The organism is Longispora albida DSM 44784 (genome assembly GCF_000379825.1).
Classification (GTDB): Bacteria; Actinomycetota; Actinomycetes; order Mycobacteriales; family Micromonosporaceae; genus Longispora; species Longispora albida.
Map to the genome: position 1 here is coordinate 187,695 of NZ_KB903814.1, position 16,660 is coordinate 204,354.

Below are 16,660 nucleotides of genomic sequence, written 5' to 3' on the forward strand. Positions count from 1 at the left end.
CGCAGATCACTGTTCCGTCACGGCCTTCAGGCACCGCTGAAAGGCCTCGCGGGCCCGCCGGCCCGGCCGGAATCCTCGGGGCATGGACAGAAGAACACTGCTCAAGACCAGTGCAGCCGCGATCGCCGCCGGGGCCGGGGCCGTGGCGCTCGGTTCACGGGCCAGCGCCGCCGGGACCTCCGGCTGGGGCTCTCCTGCCGAGTACGTCGTCCACCGCGAGGCCGGTGCGGCGATCGAGGGCATCGAGGTCACCTGCCACGGCGAGATCTACGTGACCAGCGTGGCGACCGGTGCCGTGTACCGTGGCCGCACCACCGACCGCGAGCTGCGGCCCTTCCTGCCTGCCGGGTCGGACGGCCGGACGGCTGCCACCGGGATCCACTTCGACCAGTACGGCCGGCTGTTCGTGGCCGGGGCCGGCACGAACGCGCTCTACGTCTACGACCGGGCGGGCCGGCTGCTGGCCCGCCGCACGGCCGACGCCGAGAAGACGTTCCTCAACGACTTCTCCTTCACCCGCGACGCCGTCTACGTCACCGACTCGGCGAACCAGACGATCTGGCGAGCCCCGATCACCTCCGAGCGCGTCGGGCAGCTCGTGCCGTGGCTGACGATCGACGCCTTCACGCCCGTCCCGCAGTTCCTGAACGGGATCGTCACGACGCCCGACGGCCGGTACCTGCTGGTCGGCGAGCAGGGTGCCGACGTCACGTACCGGATCGACCTGCGCACCAAGGCCGTCAGCGTCGTGCGGATCGCCGACGGCCAGGTGTTCTCCGGCGACGGTTTCCTCCTGGAGGGCCGCCGCCTGTACGGGGTGTGGAATCGGCTCAGCACCACCGGCGAGTGGGAGTTCCTGACCAGGCTGGTCGAGTTGAGCCCCGACTACGCGACCGCCCGCGTGGTGGCCGACTCCCGCCCGGTCAGCACGGCGGTCTCCCCGACCACGATCGCCCGCTCGGGACGGCGGCTGCTCTGGGTGAACAGCCAGCTCAGCTCCCCGGCCGCGACCCCGCCGTACCTGGTGACCGAGGTACCGGGCCTGCGCTGACCAGCACACCCGCACCGACCCGGGCGAGCCTCCCGCCGGCCGCCCGGGTCTCCCGGATCCGCACGGGACAGCGCGGAACCCCGGCTGGGCCTACCGTTGGTATCCATGATCCCTGGCGAGGCAGCAAGTCCCGCACTGAGCCGGGTTCGTCCTGCCGACCTGGCGTTCCTGATCCTGCCGGCCGCGGTCACCGTGGCGATCCGCGCCGCCGAACCACCACCCGGGCAACAGTCCGAGCGGGAGTTCTGGGTGTTCTCCGCGCTCGGACTGGTGCTGATGGCCATACCGTGGGGGCTGCTCTACTTCCACGCCGTCCGGCACAAGGGAAAGCCCAGGCCGGCGGCCTTCACGGTGCGCGGCGGGACGTTCACCGCCCCGTACCAGCTCAGCAACCACCTGGGGATAGTCGGCGCGATGCTCGCGCTGATCGCCGCCACGTTCCGCTGGGACTCTCCCAGTATCAGCATCGGGGTCCTGCCCTTCGTGGGCTTAGTCCTCGCCGTGCGGTTCGCGCTCGCGGCTGCCGGGCCCGCCGTCGTCCTGCGGCCGGACCACATCGAGTTCCGGGCGTTCCTCCGGCACCGGGTCGCCTGGGACGACATCGCGGGCGTGTTCGTGCACGAGTCGGTCCGGATCCGCACAGTCACGGGCAAGACCCGTCGCACTTTGCAGCATCTCGCGATCGTCCCCGAGTTCCTCGCTGACGCGATCGGCTACTACGCCGCCCACGCCGAGCACCGCCCCGAGATCGGCACCGAGGCCGGACACCAGCGCCTCCGCTGGTACCTGACGACATACCGGGCCACGCTGGCCGGCCATCAGGGCCCAGGCTGGCCCGGCCCCGGAGCCACCGGACCGGCAGGCGATGGCGGCGGGGGCATGGAGCTGGGCGGCGGGGGCATCGGGCGGGGCGGGCCGGGTGGCGGCGGGTAGCGGTAGCCGGGTGGCGGGACGGGCGGCCGGGCCGGGGGCGGCGGGTACATCGGCCGGGTCATCGGCGGAGGCATCATCCGGGGCGGTGGCGGGAGGCGTCGCATGCTCGCGGCACGGAACGCGCGGAGGGCGCGGACCGCCCGGTAGTAGCCGTGTGAGGCCGGCAGCGCGAACAGGACGACAGCGATCCCGGTCAGCAGCAGCGTGCCGCCGGCCAGGCCCTTGACCGTGTTCGCGTACCACGGCACCGGGTCGTACACCCCTGCGATCAGCAGCACCACGTTCACGGCGGCGATCAGTCCGCTGAGGACCCAGATGAGTACCCGGGCGGCCTGCGCGCCCCGGCCGCCGAGGATCGCGAGCAGCAGGCAGACGGCTCCGAAGACGATGGCGAGGAAGCCGAACACCAGGAGCCCGAAGGAGGTGGCCGTCCCGGCTGCCCCGTCGCCGGCCCGCTCGCTGTAGTGGTGGCTCAGCTCGGGTACCGCGAAAAACGAGGCAACGGCCGTGACCAGCGCGAAAGCGGCGACCCCCGCGAAGAGATAGCTGGCCGCGAACACACTCCCTGGCTGGCGCACCACCTGCACAGGCCCCGGCGCTGTCATGGGCTCACCGTCCTCATACGACGGCGGAGCAGGTACCCGCCGGCGGCCAGCCACGTGATCAGCGGCAGGGCCACGAGAGCGTAGAACCACGGGCTGGACGTGGCCGGTGAGGGCCGGGCGAAGGCTTCGCGCAGCGGTTTCGCCGTGGTCTGCCCGCCCATCCACACCGTTTTGCCCTGCGCCGTCCTGCCGAGCATCGCGCCCGTCGCGGCGTTCGCCATGCCCGGATGGTCGCGGGCGAAGGCCTGGGCTCCGACCCCGGTCCGGTCGATGCGGGAGAAGTCGACGCCGCCGTAGACGAACGTCCGGGTGTAGATGTAGTCGCCCTCGGTGCTCTGCCGGGTGATGTTGAACTCGCCCTTCGTGTACGACTCGACGTACCGGTCGAACACCTGGCGGGGTGTCCACTGCTCGCGGGAGGCCCACCGGCTGATGTCGCCCTTGTCGATCAGGCCGGTGAAGGCGGTCGGCTTGGTCCGGCTGCGCTGCCGGAACCACTCGGCCGCGACGCGGCTGGCGTATACGCGGCGCAGGTCGGCGTACTCGGGTGCCTTGTTGACGGCCTCCTGGACCTTGGGGAGGATCCGGGTCCGGTACACCTCCTCGTTGTGCTTGGTGACCGACGCGTCCTGCTTGCCGTCACAGCCGTTCGCCGCGCCGGAAGCCTTGAAGTACGTGCTCTCCATCTTCACTTCGAGCGGCGCGTCGAGGATGTAGAGCTCGTCGTCGTTGTCGTGCACGGTCGCCGTGGCCGGCACGATCCACTGCCGCATCGACAGGCACTTCGACTCGCCTTGGAGCGCCGACCAGTACCCGTCGGCACCTGGCGCGTCCGGGTGGATGAACTTCGCGACCGACTTCTTCATCGTCAGGTCGGCTTCGAGCAGGACACGGCCGGCGTCGGTCCTGCCGAACTTGTCGTCGATGATGCGGTTCGGCTCGTCCGGGTTGAGGTTGACGGTGAACGAGTACGGCGGCAGGGCCAGCCACACGAAGAACGAGTCCGAGGCGAGCTGCGCGGCCCGGCGCCCGCCGAAGGATCGCTGGTCGGCTGGCATGCCATCCGCCCGGAAGGCGTACTGCACACCGGAGCCGTTGTGGTAGGTGTCGGACACGTACCGCAGCTCCAGAGTGGAGAAGTCGACGCCGCCGAGGTCGGGCAGCGTGGCGACGGACACGTCACCGCCGGCCGAGGCGATCTGCGCGCCGATCCGCTGCCGGGCCAGGCCCTGCGTGATGGCCTCGCCGGCCGAGCCGGGCGCGTTGGCAGCGGCGTCGAGCACCGGGCTGTCGGCGGCGTGCTGGCCAGGCGCGGTGAGCGGGGTCGCCGCCCCGCCGGCCGGCCCGCCCTTCGGTCCTGACGGGCCGGGCGAGGTGACCGTGCCGCCAGACGTGCCCTGGGTCGGTGGCGGGGTACCTCCCCAGCTGTCCGGCATGACGGGGGAGCCCATCGCCGGCCAGTACACGATGTCGATGGCGATGCCGTGCTCGATCGACATCCTGCGGATCAGCGCGATCGACGCGGCGTCCGGCATCTCCGCGAAGACGTAGTAGAGCCGGCAGCCGGTCTCCTTCGCGATGGTGATCAGGTCTTCGAGCTGCTTGCGCCCGTCTGTCGAGTTGATCGAGTTACCGGACTTCAGCTCCAGGATCATCTTCAGCTTCGTGAGATCGACAGCGTCGAGCGGCCGGTCGACGATGTGGAGCTTGGAGCCGAGCTTCGCCTTGAGGTGCTTCGGCATGTGCTTGCCGTACTTCCAGTCTCCCTTGGACAGCACCGGGTCCTTCTCGATCGCCTCGGCCCGGTACAGCGGCTCGAAGCCGTACTTCCTGTTGCTGCCGCCGCCCTTGCTGTTGCTGTTCCGCAGCGTCACGTACTGCCGCCGCCACACCTCGTAGTCGGCCGCAGGCATGGCCTCAACGGCCGCCTGGTACTCCTTCCACCGGGCGAGCATGAAGAACGTCGACCCGTACTGGTACTGCTCCGACGGCTTGACCTCGGCCATCAGGGCCGCGGACGGCTGCGGCACGTTGCCGAGCTTGGCCGGGTCGTCGTGCACGACCCTCCCGTACATCGCCCGCCACTCCTCCCATCCGGGAGGGGCGGCGATGTACTCCTTCCACGCGGCGTACATGTGCTGCCACGTGCCGCTCTCGTAGTCCTTTGACGTGCCGATCTTCGCGAGGTCGGCGGCGGAGGGCTGGGGCATGCCGAGCAGCGCGTCGTGCGACTCGTACTCGTAGATGCCCTGGAGCCCGATCTTGTGCTCACCACCGGAGCCGACGACGGCTCCGGGCGGGACGCGTGGCGGGGCCGCCGCCACCGGGGCCGGGGCGAACAGGCCAGCGAGGACAAGGGCGATGATCACCGCGAGCGCGTGTATCTGGCGCCGGTGGCTCAGCCGGAGAGAAAACACTCTGCCATTTTCAGGACATGCCGGCAATGGGGTCAAGTGTCCGATCAGGACAACCTTGTCACACCAGCCACGCGGCGAGGAGGTGGCCCAGATGGTGCGGGTCCGCCAGGTCCAGCATCCGGGCCAGGTTCAGGAGCGGCGTGTACGAGGCGGAGGTGTCCTCCCGCTCCACCCAGCAGTGGCCACGGAACGGGCTGTGCCCGTCGCGCTCCCCCGCCGTGTACCGCCACCGGGCCACGGGAGCAGCGGTACGCCGGAGCACCTCGCCCCAGTACCAGGCGGCGCACTCCGCGAACTCCGCCCGCCCGGGCGCCAGCAGGTCAGCGCCGCTGGCCGCGTTCGTGAAGACCGACGCGGCGAGCGGGCCGGTGGACGCGGCCGAGAAGTCCCACTCGGCGCCCGCCCCGTACCGTGCGGCCCAGCCGGGGAAGGCACGCTCCTGGGTGGACAGCCACGAGGCCAGGTACGGCGAGTCGGGCGCTGCCGGGATCGCCGCCTGCCCGCCCGGGTCGGTCACGGCCCGCTGCCACTCGTCGAGCCGGCGCACCGCTTCGTCCCGATCAGCGCTCATCCGCCCACCCTAGACCCCGGCCGGCAGTCCTACTGCTCGCCGGGAGGCCGGCTTCGTTCGGCATGCCGCTCGTACCGGCCGCGTGCCATGCCGTGGGCGGTGGCCAGGAGTGCCGCGACCGTGTCCGAGGTGGCCGGGCCGGGGTTGGCCACGGCGAGCCAGCCCATGCTGCCGTACACGGGATGGGCCATGACCACGTCGTCGCCCGTGATGGCCGGCCCGGCGGGGTCCTTCGGATCGTGGCCGGTCTGCCTGCGGAACTCGGTGGCGCCGGCCGCGACGTTGATCCGGAACGCACCTGGCCGGCCCAGGCGTGACGTGTCGTCGCCCGGGTAGTCCTTGGTCACGATGGTCGCGAAGGGCTGGGCTTTGGGAATGACCCCGTCGGGCGCGTAGTAGAAGAACACGTCGCCCCAGGCCAGCTCCGGCGTACCGTCGCCCGGCCCGGGCCGCTGGACGAGCACGCCGCCCATAGCCTCGGTGAGCCTGATGATGTCTTCGATCAGCATGAGTTCCAGCCTGGCATTAAAGTGCTGGTGGAGACTTGGCTTATGGGAAGCCGCCAGCACGCGCTCCGGACGGCTGACGTGGCCCGCGAGTCGGGCTACTCGGTGCAGCAGATCCGGAACCTCGAACACGACGGGGTCCTCCCGCCCGTGCCGCGTACGGCTTCCGGGTACCGCACCTACACGCAGGTTCACGTTGTCGCCGCGCTCGCCTACCGTTCCTTCGCGGCCGCGACCGGCCCTGTCGAGGCGAGGCGCCTGATGATCGCCGCTCACCACGATCCCGATGGGGAACTGCTCGCCCTGCTGGACGCCGCGCACGCCCGCCTCCACGCCGAACGGGAGGGGTTACGGCTCGCACAGCAGGCCGCTGCGGCGATCTCCGGGGAACCAGTGGACGACGCCCAGCCCCGCGACTCCATGACCATCTCCGAGCTGGCCGCAGCACTGGACCTCCGGCCTTCCACGCTCCGCTTCTGGGAGGACGAGGGTCTCCTGGCACCAGGCCGCGCTCCCGGTACTCCCGGCAGGCAGCCCCGGTCCTACTCCCCCGCCGACGTGCGCGACGCCCGGATCGTGCAGCAGCTGCGCCAGGCCGGGTACCGCATCCCGCAGCTGAGGGCTGTGATGCCCCGGCTCATCGAGGCTGGCGGCCGGGAGGAGGTCGCCGGGGCGCTCGCGGCCCGCCAGGCGAGCCTCAGCCTCCGGTCGCGCCAGCTCGTCACCGGTGCGGCCGTGCTGGAGTCCCTGCTCTCCGGTACCGCAGAAAAATCAGGCGCGGCTGGCGGCCTGGACGGATAACATCCCCGGCGACCACTGGCAGGCCCTGCCCGGACAAGGAGAGTGACATGCGCCGCAGCTTCAGCGTCACCAGCGGAAAGGGCCGAAACATCACACCAGTGGGGACCAGTGCGCACGCTGAACATCGGAATTCTCGCCCATGTCGACGCAGGTAAGACCAGCCTGACCGAGCGGCTGCTCTTCGAGACCGGCGTCATCCGCCGGATCGGCAGCGTCGACTCCGGCAGCACCCAGACCGACACGCTCGACCTCGAACGCCGCCGCGGCATCACCATCCAGGCGGCCGTGGTGTCCTTCATGGTCGGTGACGTGCGGGTCAACCTGATCGACACACCCGGGCATCCGGACTTCATCGCGGAGGTGGAGCGGGCGCTGGCCGTCCTCGACGGGGTCGTGCTCGTCGTGTCCGCCGTGGAGGGTGTGCAGCCACAGACCCGGGTCCTGATGCGGACCCTGGCCAGGCTCGGGCTGCCCGTCATCCTCTTCGCCAACAAGATCGACCGGATGGGGGCCCGGTACGAGAGCCTGCTCGCCGACATCCGGCACCGGCTCACGCCAGCCGTCCTCCCGCTGAGCACCGTCGCTGCTATCGGCACCAGGGAGGCCGTCACCGCGCCGTGTGAGCCGGACGCCGCGATGCTCGCCGAGCACAGCGACGAGCTGCTCGCGGCCTATGTGGACGATGCGGTGCCTGCGGACCTCGTCCGGCGTGAGCTGGCCCGCCAGACCGCCAGTGCCATCGTGTACCCGGTGTTCTTCGGCTCGGCCATCACCGGCGAGGGCGTGCCGGAGCTCCTCGCCGGAGTGCGGGAACTGCTGCCGTCCGCCGGGCCCGGGCCAGACGGGGAACTCCGCGCGACCGTGTTCAAGATCGAACGTGGCCGGGCCGGGGAGAAGATCGCGTACGTCCGCGTGTTCTCCGGCGAGCTGTCCGCCCGCCGGGGCCTGCCCTGGCGCCGGCCGGGGACGGCGATCCGTGGCGAGGTCCGGCCCACGGCTGTCCGGATCTTCGACGGCGGGTCCTCCACTGTGGATGGCGTGGCTGGTGCTGGCTCGATCGCACGCGTGCACGGGCTGCGCGAGCTGCGGATCGGCGACCAGCTCGGCGTGCCTTCGGATACGCGGACGGGCTTGTTCGCCCCGCCCTCGCTGGAGACGGCAGTCCGCTCCGACCGGCCGGTCGAGCTCTACGCGGCGTTGCGGCGCCTCGCGGAGTCCGACCCGCTGATCAGCATCCGGGCCGAGGACGGGGCGGAGCTGACGATCCGGCTGTACGGCGAGGTGCAGAAGGAGGTCATCGCGTCGAGACTGGCCGAGGAGCACGGGCTGGCCGTCGAGTTCGCGGAGACGCGGCCGATCTGCGTGGAGCGGCCGGTCGGCACGGGCTCCTTCACGGAGATGATCAGCGGGCGGCCGGACGGGTTCCTCGCGACGGTCGGGCTGCGGGTGGAGCCGGGGCCCGGGTACCGGTACGGGCTGGCCGTCGAGGCCGGTTCGCTGCTGCCGCCGTTCCACCACGCGCTGGAGGAGGCGATCCCGGCGGCGCTCCGGCAGGGGCTCCACGGCTGGCAGGTCATCGGCTGCCACGTCACCCTGACCCACAGCGGGTACTGGGCCCCGGTCAGCTCCGCAGCCGACTTCCGCAGGTGCGCCCCGCTCGTCGTGCTGCACGCGCTGCGCGAGGCGGGGACCGAGGTGCTGGAGCCGGTACACCGCTTCGAACTCGAAGTTCCGGCGGACCGGATCAGTGTGGCGCTGTCGCGGCTCGCCGACGCGCATGCCGAGCTGTCGTCGTCGGTGGTGCGGGGCGAGACGGCTGTGCTGGGCGGGACGATCGCGGCCGGCCGGGTACACGGCTTCGAGCAGCAGCTCCCGGGCCTCACCCAGGGCGACTACGCCTTCTGGACGGAGTTCGGCGGCTACCGGCCCGTGCACGGCGAGCCGCCGCGCCGGGCGAGGACGGATCTCAACCCGCTGCACCGGGAGGAATACGTGGCCCGGCTGGCGGGCCGGATGTAAAAACAACCGGACACAGCAGAAGCCCGGCTCTTCGCACGGTGTGCTCTAAGTCGGGCTTCGTCTATAGCCTAACACGGCTTCAACTTTCCGTCAATACTCGGCTACTTACAGTGGGTCAGCCGGACATCAGGGCGGAATCAGCGCACACTGCCATGCTGGTACCAGAAAGAAAACAGCACGGCAGCCAGGAGAGGTCCCCGTAGTGGCCGATCGGGATCCGGGATCCGTCCCGGAGGGGTCGCAAGACCTCCGCAGGTTCGAATCCTGCCCTCTCCGCTCAGGGCGCGCCCGGCACGGTCTCAAGACCGTGCCGGGCCGTTGTATGTCGCTGGGCCGCTACTTCGCAGCTCCGGGGGTCGCCTGGCCGGCTGGTTCCGCAGCCAGGGTCTTCGACTTGCTCCGGATGCCGATGATGATCGCGACCAGCGCGATGACCGCGAACAGCGCGGCCAGCCGGAAGGACGAGGAGATGCTGTGCGCGAGGACCTCGCTCGCGTACTGCGGCGGCAGCTGCTGGGTCTGCTGGAACGCCGCAGCCTGCTCCGGCGTGGCGGTGGCGAGGAACTTGGCGGCCTGTTCCTGCCCCTCATTCCGGCTGGCCGTGCCGAACACGGTCACCAGGACGGCGAGGCCGAGGGAACCGCCGACCATCTGGGTCGCGTTGAGCAGACCGGAAGCCGCACCCGAGTCCCGGTTCTCCACGCCGGACAGTGCCACGATCGTCACGGGGACGAAGATGAGGCCCATGCCGAGCCCGAAGAGCGTCATCGGCACCATCAGGCCGGTCACGTACGAGCTGTCCGCCTTGATCTGAGTGAGGAGAACCAGGCCGCCGGCCGCGAGTACCCCGCCGATGATCATGAGCAGTTTCGGGCCGGTTCTCGGGATCATCCGGGAGGCGATCTGCGCGGTGATGCCGATCGCGAACGGTACCGGCAGGAAGGCGAAACCGGCCTCCAGCGGCGAGTAGCCGAGCACGTTCTGCACGAACAGCGTGAGGAAGAAGAACATGCCGAACATGGCGGCTGCGAACAGGAGCATCACCACGTACGAGCTGGATCTGTCGCGGTTGGCGAACATCCGCAGCGGGGTGATCGGCTGCTGGCTGCGGCGCTCGATCAGCACGAACGCAGCCAGCAGCACGACCGCGGCCGCGAAGGACGCCAGGGTGAGCTGGTCACCCCAGCCCTCGTCTGCCGCCCTGATGAACCCGTAGACCAGTGCCACCATGCCCGCCGTCGAGGTCAGCGCGCCCGCCAGGTCGAACCTGCCGGGGTGCGGCTCGGACTCGCGCAGGTAGCGCGGGGTGGCGAGGACCAGGAGGATGCCGATCGGCACGTTGACGAACAGCGTCCACCGCCAGGAAAGCCAGGAGGTGAGCATGCCGCCGGCCAGCAGGCCGATCGCAGCACCCGCACCGGAAGCCGCCGCGAACACGCCGAACGCCCGGTTCCGCTCCTCGCCTTCCTTGAAGTTGGTGGTGATGAGGGACAGCGCGGTCGGTGAGGCGATCGCCCCGCCGACGCCCTGGAGCGCGCGGGCGGCCAGCAGCCAGCCCGCGGACTGGGCCAGGCCGCCGAGCAGCGAGGCCAGGGCGAAGATGACGATGCCGGCGATGAAGACCTTGCGCCGCCCGAGGATGTCGCCGGCCCTGCCGCCGAGCAGCAGCAAGCCACCGAAGGTGATCGTGTACGCGTTCAGCACCCAGGACAGGCCGGTCGGGGTGAAGTCCAGGGCTCGCTGGATCTGCGGCAGCGCGACGTTCACGATCGTCGCGTCGAGCACGATCATGAGCTGCGCCGAGGTGATCACGGTGAGGGCGAGGGCTGGATGCCTGCCGGGCTGCGCGCCGGAACGGGTGTGCACGGGCTGAACAGACTGGCCCGACGGATCGGCCATCAGCCTGCCTCCTGACCAGGAAGCGACATATGCCGCTCATGACAAATATCGCCCCCAGTCTAGGCCTGCCCACCCCAGCAGCCCGCACCTTTGCACTTCTCTGACACGAGGAAATACGCGACTGCCCAGCACTCTCGGAATTCGCCCGCGAGACGAACAGCACCCGGCGATCCCGCCAACGGCAGTTCACATTTTGCGGCCCGCGATATTGCGATCGGATCACTGAGGCTTCCTCAGCGATTGACCATTCTGGACATTCGATTCGGCGTGACCTTGCGTTTCAGCTCACGGCCGCACGTTTTTCTTTCCGGTACCGCATGGAAGCGGTGAGAGCTATCACATTCCCGGTACCGGGAAAGCATGCCTACGCTCGCCGGGACCAGGCCGTCCGTCCACTATGGATTATTGAATTCGGCGGCTGGTTCCTTGCACTTTTCTCGGGGAGCGAAGAATGAGCGAAGACACCGCCGCCGGTACCAGCCGGCGGACCATATTGCAGGCCGGCCTGCTGGCCACCACCGGGCTCGCCGTCGCGGCGGCCGGGGCGTACCAGGTGTTCACGGGCGAGGACAAGGCCGAGGCCGCCGTACCGGCACCGGGCACCTTCGACGAGACGTACCGGGGCCGGCGCATCACCGGCCAGCAGGCCCCCGCCGTGCACAGCCTGAGCGGCGGCCACCACGGGTACGGCCCCGTCATCCATATCGACGGCCACGAGCTGCACGTGATGGCCAACGGCGACGGCACCTTCACCACTTCCGTCAACCACTACGAGTCGTTCCGCACCCCGCGCGAGGCGGCCCGCCGCGCCGTGGACACCCTCGGCGACCTCAGCCCGCAGCAGATCGGAAACTGACATGGGCGTGCGGAAGAACCAGCGGAACCTGACCGCGACCGAGCGAGCCGCATTCGTCGCGGCACTCATCGAACTCAAGCGGCGCGGCACCTACGACAATTTCGTCCGGCAGCACATCGACCGGGCCAACGGCGACAGTGACAACGGCGTCCGGATCGGGCACCGGTCGCCGTCGTTCCTGCCGTGGCACCGGCAGTACCTTCTCGAGTTCGAGAGGGCGCTTCAGGCCATCAACCCGGCCGTCAACCTGCCCTACTGGGACTGGACGACGGACGGCGCGAGTTCGACGATGTGGAACACCGACTTTCTCGGCCCGAACGGCGTCGCGGCCCAGAACTACCGGGTGACGTCCGGCCCGTTCGCGGAGGCGGGTGGCAACTGGCCGCTGACCGTCCGCAGCGACACCGCCACGTACCTGCGGCGCAACTTCACCGGCACTACCGGGGTCACGACGCTGCCCACCGCCGGAGATGTGTCCACTGTGCTCGCCCAGGGTACCTACGACGTGTCGCCGTGGAACAGCACGTCGGCCAGCGGGTTCCGCAACTACCTCGAAGGGTTCCGCGGGCCGAACGTGCACAACCGGGTCCACAACTGGGTCAGCGGCACGATGGCGGGCTTCGGCTCGCCGAACGACCCCGTGTTCTGGCTGCACCACTGCCACGTGGACAAGCTGTGGTCGGACTGGCAGCGGCGGTACCCGGCTGCGACTTACCTGCCCTCGGCCGGCACGGCCAACGTCGTGGACATCGACGAGGCCATGCAGCCGTGGGGCGGTACGGTCACGCCGCGCAGCATGCTGAACCACACGGCCTGGTACACGTACGCGTAGCGGGGAGCGGCGGGGCGTCACACGCCCAGGTGCGCCCCGCCGTTCACGTGGATCACCTGGCCGGTGACGTGCCCGGCCTCCGGGGACGCGAGGAAGCACACGGCCGCGGCGATGTCAGCTGGACGGCCGGCCCGGCCGGTACGGGTCTGGCCGATCATGGTCCGCTCACGCTCGGACGTGAGGTGGCCCTGGAAGAACTCGGTGTCGAGGGTCAGGCCGGGCGCGACGACGTTGGTGGTGATGCCCCGGGGGCCGAGCTCGGCGGACAGGCTCGCGTTCCAGGCCTCGACGGCGGCCTTGGCCGCGCCGTACGAGCCTGCGCCACGGCGGGCCGCGATCGAGCCGATCGTGACGACCCGGGCGTCCGGGGCAAGGCGGGGCTCGACCGCCGCCGTCGTGAGGACGGCTGACAGCAAGTTGGTGTCCAGGTTGGACCGCCAGGCGTCGGCGAGCGCCGTGAGGTCGTCCGGCTCGGCGTCGGGCGCGGTGAAGTCGGTATTGGCACCGGCATTGTTGACCAGGACGTCCACTGTGGCTGGCAGGCTGGGCAGCGCCGCGGTGATCGAGGCGGGGTCGGCTGCGTCGAAGGCGACCGGTACCGCGCCGAGTTCCTTGGCCGCCAGGGCCAGGGTGTCCGGGTTCCGGCCAGTGATGGTGACCTGGTGACCTGAGGCGACCAGGGCTGCGGCGATCGCGTACCCGATCCCCCGGCTGCCGCCCGTGACGAGAGCCTGGCGGGGTGAGGCTGCGGGTGTGTTCATGACAGAACTCCTTTAGGTCTAAACTAAGAAACGTGACCGACGATAGCACCACGCCACCGCCCGACGGGGTCGACCGGATCCAGCAGGCCTGGCAGCGCGAGCGGCCCGGTACACCAGCCGGATCGATCGGGGTGATCACCCGGATCTGGCGGATCGGCAAGCTGCTGTCGGACGAGCGCCGCCGCACCCTGCACCGGCTCGGCATCGACGCGGCGACCCTCGACCTGCTCAGTACCCTGCGCCGGGCCGGTGAGCCCTACCGGCTCACGCCCGGCGAGCTGGCCAGGCTGACCCTGGTGAGCGCTGGCGCGATCTCCCAGCGCGTGGCCCGCGCCGAGGCCGCCGGGCTGGTGAGCAGAGTGAGAGGCGACGGGGACGGCCGCTCGGTCGGCGTCGGGCTGACCCCGGCGGGCCACGCGCTGGTCGAGCGGGCTGTAGACGACCTCCTCCGGTACGAGGAAAGCTTGTTGTCTTCCCTGGACACTGACCAGCGTGAGCAGCTCACGGCGCTGCTGAGGCCCCTGCTGGCCGATCTTTCCGAGCGGGCCGGCGCCACAGACCGGCCCTGAGCACTGTGGACGGTCAGTCGCCGCGCAGCGCACGGACCCGCAGCGCCACCCGCTGGAACCCGCCGCTGCGGCGGACGAAGTCGATGTAGCTGCCAGCCTCGCTGGAGAGGCTGGCCCGCGTGGGACAGAGGAAGGAGAACAGCCAGACGTGGGCGGAGGCCTCGTCTTCGGTGAGGGTCGCCCACTCGGCGCTGGCGGCAGCCAGCTCGTTGAGGCAGTACGCGATGGCGAGATGCTCGCTGCCAGCCCACTCCCCCGCGATCCACTGGCGGAAGTTCACGCCGGCGTCTTCCGCGTCGCCTCTGGTCGCCTTGCCCTGGAGAATCCGGTTCACAAGAATCGCCTGCGGTTCACGTCGAGGCACCATCCTTGCATGATTCCGGTCAATACCGCCCAAGGCAACCCGTGCCGGGTGGCGAACTGCCCGCCTCACGTGATCTGATAAGCGACATGATGATCTTGGGAGACCTGGTCCGCCGCTGGCAGGAAGGCTGGGGCGTCGCCCGCGACCTGCCAGCCGGAGTACACGGCCCGGACAGCGTTTCCGTGCGCTGTGACCAGAACGGGCGGGTCGTGGAGGTGTTCAGCACCCGGGCCGACGAGGACCCGGAATCAGTACCGCGGCTGGCAGCCCAGGTCCTCTCGGCCACAGAGGTCACCTGGCTCACCGTCACCACCAACGAACCCGCCAGGGCCGCCGCTGCCATCGAGGCCAGCGGCCTGGAAATCTTCGACCGTCCAGAGTGGCTGATGGGCATCGACCTCGCCGCGCACCCCGCACCGGAACTGGCCGCCGGCTACAAGGCGGAGACCGAGGTCAACGGCGGCGTCGCCACCGTCCGGATCGTCGACTCCGCCACCGGCGAACTGGCCGCGAGCGGCAACATCGGTGTCAACGGCACCGACGCCATCGCCGACAAGATCGCAACGGAACCGGCCCACCGCCGGCGCGGCCTCGGCAGCGTCGTGATGAGCGAACTGGCCATCGCCGCCCGCGAACTCGGCGCCACCACCGGCCTGCTCATCGCGAGCGCCGACGGCCAGCGCCTCTACACAACCCTGGGCTGGACCAAGCACGCGGACGTCCTCATCTCCGGCGTACCAGCTACGGCCTCCTCCTGAACCAAGGAGTCCTAACTAGACGACACCAGTGCGTCGTGGCCGGTGTGCGGGCCACTGGCCTGTCCCCACAACCATCCCGTCCGGCTCGTGCGCAGCCGGCTTGACGAGCATGGTGCGCTTGCCATCGGCGACCTGGTCACCGCCGAGCACAAAAGCCGGGTCTGGGTCGGTGGTCTGCTCACCCGGTGCAGGTTCCGGATATACACGAGCATGTGTTGAAGATCTTGAGCAGTACATGAGCAGTCGACGGGGCAGGATGATCAGCGCGGGGCGCCCGGCTCGCCCTGACCAGAGGCCACCCCGCCAGCCCACCTCGCGGATCCTGAACACCAGCCCCACGTTGGTGGTCCGGGGCAGGCTGGATCGGGCCGATGGTGCGGTCAGCCTGGTCGCCGAGGTCATCTGTCCGTTGCGGGTACCGTTCTCGTCGAAGTCCCGCGATTTCCGGTAGGCATGGTCAGCCGGTCATCGAACTTGCAGGACCTCAGCTAAAGGTGGTACGTCATCAATGGGAGCGTCCGGCCGGGGATCGACTCCGAGGGCACTTCGCCGGCACGGCGGGCACCCATCCGCAGGTAGAAGCCCACCGCGCCAGGGTCGGCGACCAGTTCCAGGGTGCCGAACCCGGCCGCCCGGGCCTCGGCGAGTGCGTGCCGCCAGAGCGCGCCGCCCACCCCGGAACCAATGTGTTCTGGGTCGACGAACAGCATGCCGATCTCGCCGAGCGGCGGCTCGCCGAGCACGGAGACCAGACCGGCGGGCCGGCCGTCGATCTCGGCCACTGCGGTCCGCTCAGCGGCCAGCCGCCCGGGGTCTAGCGTCAGCTCGGCGCGGCAGGCTGCAAGGAACTCCGCGTCGTAGCCCCAGTAGGCCTTGGAGCGCAACGCGAGGTCGCTGAGCACCGCGGCCTCCTCCGGGCGGGCAGGTCGGATGATCATGCCTTGAAGATAGCGCGCCTACCGGAATCTCCGGCCGCTCGGCCAGGCCCGACTGCCAGAGCTTGCCCATCGCGTGCACGAACCTCCCGGCGGCCACTTGTTCGAGGAACTCCCGTTGAGCCGGCGGCGGGATCCGTGGCCAGAGCTCGATCGCGGTGCACCGCGGACACGGCCTCGACCGGAGCTCGGGCAGCAGCTGGCTCGACTGACCGCAGCCCGGACAAGTGTGAGGGACGAGATCGGCCGGCATCAGAGCATTCTAGAACCCGCCGTCACCGACCTGCCGCCATATCAGTGCCCAGCTACCAGCGGCACCGGCTAACTCACGCACGCTCAACAACGCTCCCAGCGCAGGGCAAGTGCTCACACAAGCCGGCGGCCTACACCCGGCTTCCACCTCACAGCAAGAAAACCATCCTCCGGCAAGCTTCAGGTGAGCTGCCACGGCGACCTCGGGCCGGAGGACTCCCGCGTTGGGGTCGTGGACCGCAAGAAGGTCCTTGCCAGGCGTCAGCGTCGGGAACCGGCGGTTCGTCTCCGCCACTTCAAGAATTTGATGCTCCAGCCCCCATTCCTCGGCAGAACGCACGCTGCCGAGGAATGTGCCGCTCTGGGATGTGCCCAATGTCAGGCCACCATTAATGGTGAGGAGCTCCACGCCGGCTTTGCGTTCGGCCTGCCGCCAAAGTTCGTAGGAACGTTGAAGCAGGGGAATGTACGCGACATCAAATGATCTCAGGAACCGTCCTAAATGTGCCGGAATCGGCAAAGTCGGCGCGG

17 protein-coding genes and 1 tRNA gene are annotated in these 16,660 nt (G+C 69.8%); 9 read left to right on the top strand and 9 right to left on the bottom strand.

Annotated features, from left to right (window positions below; genetic code table 11):
• Nucleotides 1-82: 82 nt before the first annotated feature.
• Both A3G1_RS0105160 and A3G1_RS33245 read left to right on the top strand, forming a co-directional pair.
• Entirely contained in the window at nt 83-1,051 is a 969-nt protein-coding gene (locus A3G1_RS0105160) for an NHL repeat-containing protein (protein WP_018348403.1), read from the top strand.
• A 105-nt stretch (nt 1,052-1,156) separates the two neighbouring features.
• Nucleotides 1,157-1,984 (top strand): hypothetical protein, encoded by an 828-nt coding sequence (locus A3G1_RS33245; protein WP_018348404.1) that lies wholly within the window; start codon nt 1,157-1,159, stop codon nt 1,982-1,984.
• Here A3G1_RS33245 and A3G1_RS40335 read toward each other — a convergent pair.
• The 4 genes from A3G1_RS40335 to A3G1_RS0105185 form a co-directional block, all read right to left on the bottom strand.
• Nucleotides 1,870-2,589 carry a hypothetical protein gene (locus A3G1_RS40335; RefSeq protein ID WP_157640924.1) on the bottom strand — a complete coding sequence of 240 codons (720 nt, stop codon included), beginning with the start codon at nt 2,587-2,589 and terminating at the stop codon, nt 1,870-1,872. The two genes, A3G1_RS33245 and A3G1_RS40335, sit on opposite strands and share 115 nt — an antisense overlap.
• Nucleotides 2,586-4,958: a hypothetical protein gene (locus tag A3G1_RS38165; RefSeq protein ID WP_157640925.1), complete on the bottom strand. Its 2,373-nt coding sequence runs from the start codon at nt 4,956-4,958 to the stop codon at nt 2,586-2,588. The genes A3G1_RS40335 and A3G1_RS38165 overlap by 4 nt, the downstream gene beginning before the upstream one ends.
• A 106-nt stretch (nt 4,959-5,064) precedes the next feature.
• Nucleotides 5,065-5,577 carry a hypothetical protein gene (locus A3G1_RS0105180; RefSeq protein WP_018348407.1) on the bottom strand — a complete coding sequence of 171 codons (513 nt, stop codon included), beginning with the start codon at nt 5,575-5,577 and terminating at the stop codon, nt 5,065-5,067.
• Between the two features lie 29 nt (nt 5,578-5,606).
• On the bottom strand, nt 5,607-6,086 hold the full coding sequence (locus tag A3G1_RS0105185) for a DUF6194 family protein (protein ID WP_018348408.1): 480 nt from the start codon (nt 6,084-6,086) through the stop codon (nt 5,607-5,609).
• 42 nt (nt 6,087-6,128) lie between these two features.
• Here A3G1_RS0105185 and A3G1_RS0105190 point away from each other — a divergent pair, with 42 nt between their 5' ends.
• From A3G1_RS0105190 to A3G1_RS40340, 3 genes are all read left to right on the top strand, one after another.
• On the top strand, nt 6,129-6,884 hold the full coding sequence (locus tag A3G1_RS0105190; protein WP_018348409.1) for a MerR family transcriptional regulator: 756 nt from the start codon (nt 6,129-6,131) through the stop codon (nt 6,882-6,884).
• A 108-nt stretch (nt 6,885-6,992) separates the two neighbouring features.
• Complete coding sequence (locus A3G1_RS0105195; protein ID WP_018348410.1) at nt 6,993-8,903, top strand: elongation factor G; 1,911 nt, start codon at nt 6,993-6,995, stop codon at nt 8,901-8,903.
• A 187-nt stretch (nt 8,904-9,090) separates the two neighbouring features.
• Nucleotides 9,091-9,179: transfer RNA gene (locus tag A3G1_RS40340), tRNA-Arg, on the top strand.
• A 60-nt stretch (nt 9,180-9,239) separates the two neighbouring features.
• On the opposite strand, the gene A3G1_RS0105200 is transcribed toward A3G1_RS40340, so the two are convergent.
• Nucleotides 9,240-10,769, bottom strand: coding sequence for an MFS transporter (locus A3G1_RS0105200; protein ID WP_211216224.1), 1,530 nt, complete (start codon nt 10,767-10,769; stop codon nt 9,240-9,242).
• 484 nt (nt 10,770-11,253) lie between these two features.
• On the opposite strand from A3G1_RS0105200, the gene A3G1_RS0105205 reads away from it, so the two are divergent.
• Both A3G1_RS0105205 and A3G1_RS0105210 read left to right on the top strand, forming a co-directional pair.
• Nucleotides 11,254-11,658 (top strand): tyrosinase family oxidase copper chaperone, encoded by a 405-nt coding sequence (locus tag A3G1_RS0105205; RefSeq protein ID WP_018348412.1) that lies wholly within the window; start codon nt 11,254-11,256, stop codon nt 11,656-11,658.
• 1 nt (nt 11,659) lies between these two features.
• The gene (locus tag A3G1_RS0105210) at nt 11,660-12,490 is read left to right on the top strand and encodes a tyrosinase family protein (protein WP_018348413.1); all 831 of its coding nucleotides are present in this window, start codon (nt 11,660-11,662) and stop codon (nt 12,488-12,490) included.
• A 17-nt stretch (nt 12,491-12,507) separates the two neighbouring features.
• Here A3G1_RS0105210 and A3G1_RS0105215 read toward each other — a convergent pair whose 3' ends face one another.
• Nucleotides 12,508-13,251, bottom strand: coding sequence for an SDR family NAD(P)-dependent oxidoreductase (locus A3G1_RS0105215; protein WP_018348414.1), 744 nt, complete (start codon nt 13,249-13,251; stop codon nt 12,508-12,510).
• A gap of 32 nt (nt 13,252-13,283) precedes the next feature.
• Here A3G1_RS0105215 and A3G1_RS0105220 point away from each other — a divergent pair, with 32 nt between their 5' ends.
• Nucleotides 13,284-13,820 (top strand): MarR family winged helix-turn-helix transcriptional regulator, encoded by a 537-nt coding sequence (locus A3G1_RS0105220; protein WP_018348415.1) that lies wholly within the window; start codon nt 13,284-13,286, stop codon nt 13,818-13,820.
• A gap of 13 nt (nt 13,821-13,833) precedes the next feature.
• Here A3G1_RS0105220 and A3G1_RS0105225 read toward each other — a convergent pair whose 3' ends face one another.
• Nucleotides 13,834-14,187: a hypothetical protein gene (locus A3G1_RS0105225; RefSeq protein ID WP_157640926.1), complete on the bottom strand. Its 354-nt coding sequence runs from the start codon at nt 14,185-14,187 to the stop codon at nt 13,834-13,836.
• Nucleotides 14,188-14,270: 83 nt separating this feature from the next.
• On the opposite strand from A3G1_RS0105225, the gene A3G1_RS0105230 reads away from it, so the two are divergent.
• The gene (locus tag A3G1_RS0105230; RefSeq protein ID WP_018348417.1) at nt 14,271-14,942 is read left to right on the top strand and encodes a GNAT family N-acetyltransferase; all 672 of its coding nucleotides are present in this window, start codon (nt 14,271-14,273) and stop codon (nt 14,940-14,942) included.
• Between the two features lie 488 nt (nt 14,943-15,430).
• Here the strand turns inward: A3G1_RS0105230 and A3G1_RS0105240 are convergent, their stop codons facing one another.
• On the bottom strand, nt 15,431-15,880 hold the full coding sequence (locus A3G1_RS0105240; RefSeq protein WP_018348419.1) for a GNAT family N-acetyltransferase: 450 nt from the start codon (nt 15,878-15,880) through the stop codon (nt 15,431-15,433).
• 259 nt (nt 15,881-16,139) lie between these two features.
• Complete coding sequence (locus A3G1_RS42275; RefSeq protein WP_157640927.1) at nt 16,140-16,649, bottom strand: FAD-dependent oxidoreductase; 510 nt, start codon at nt 16,647-16,649, stop codon at nt 16,140-16,142.
• Nucleotides 16,650-16,660: the final 11 nt, after the last annotated feature.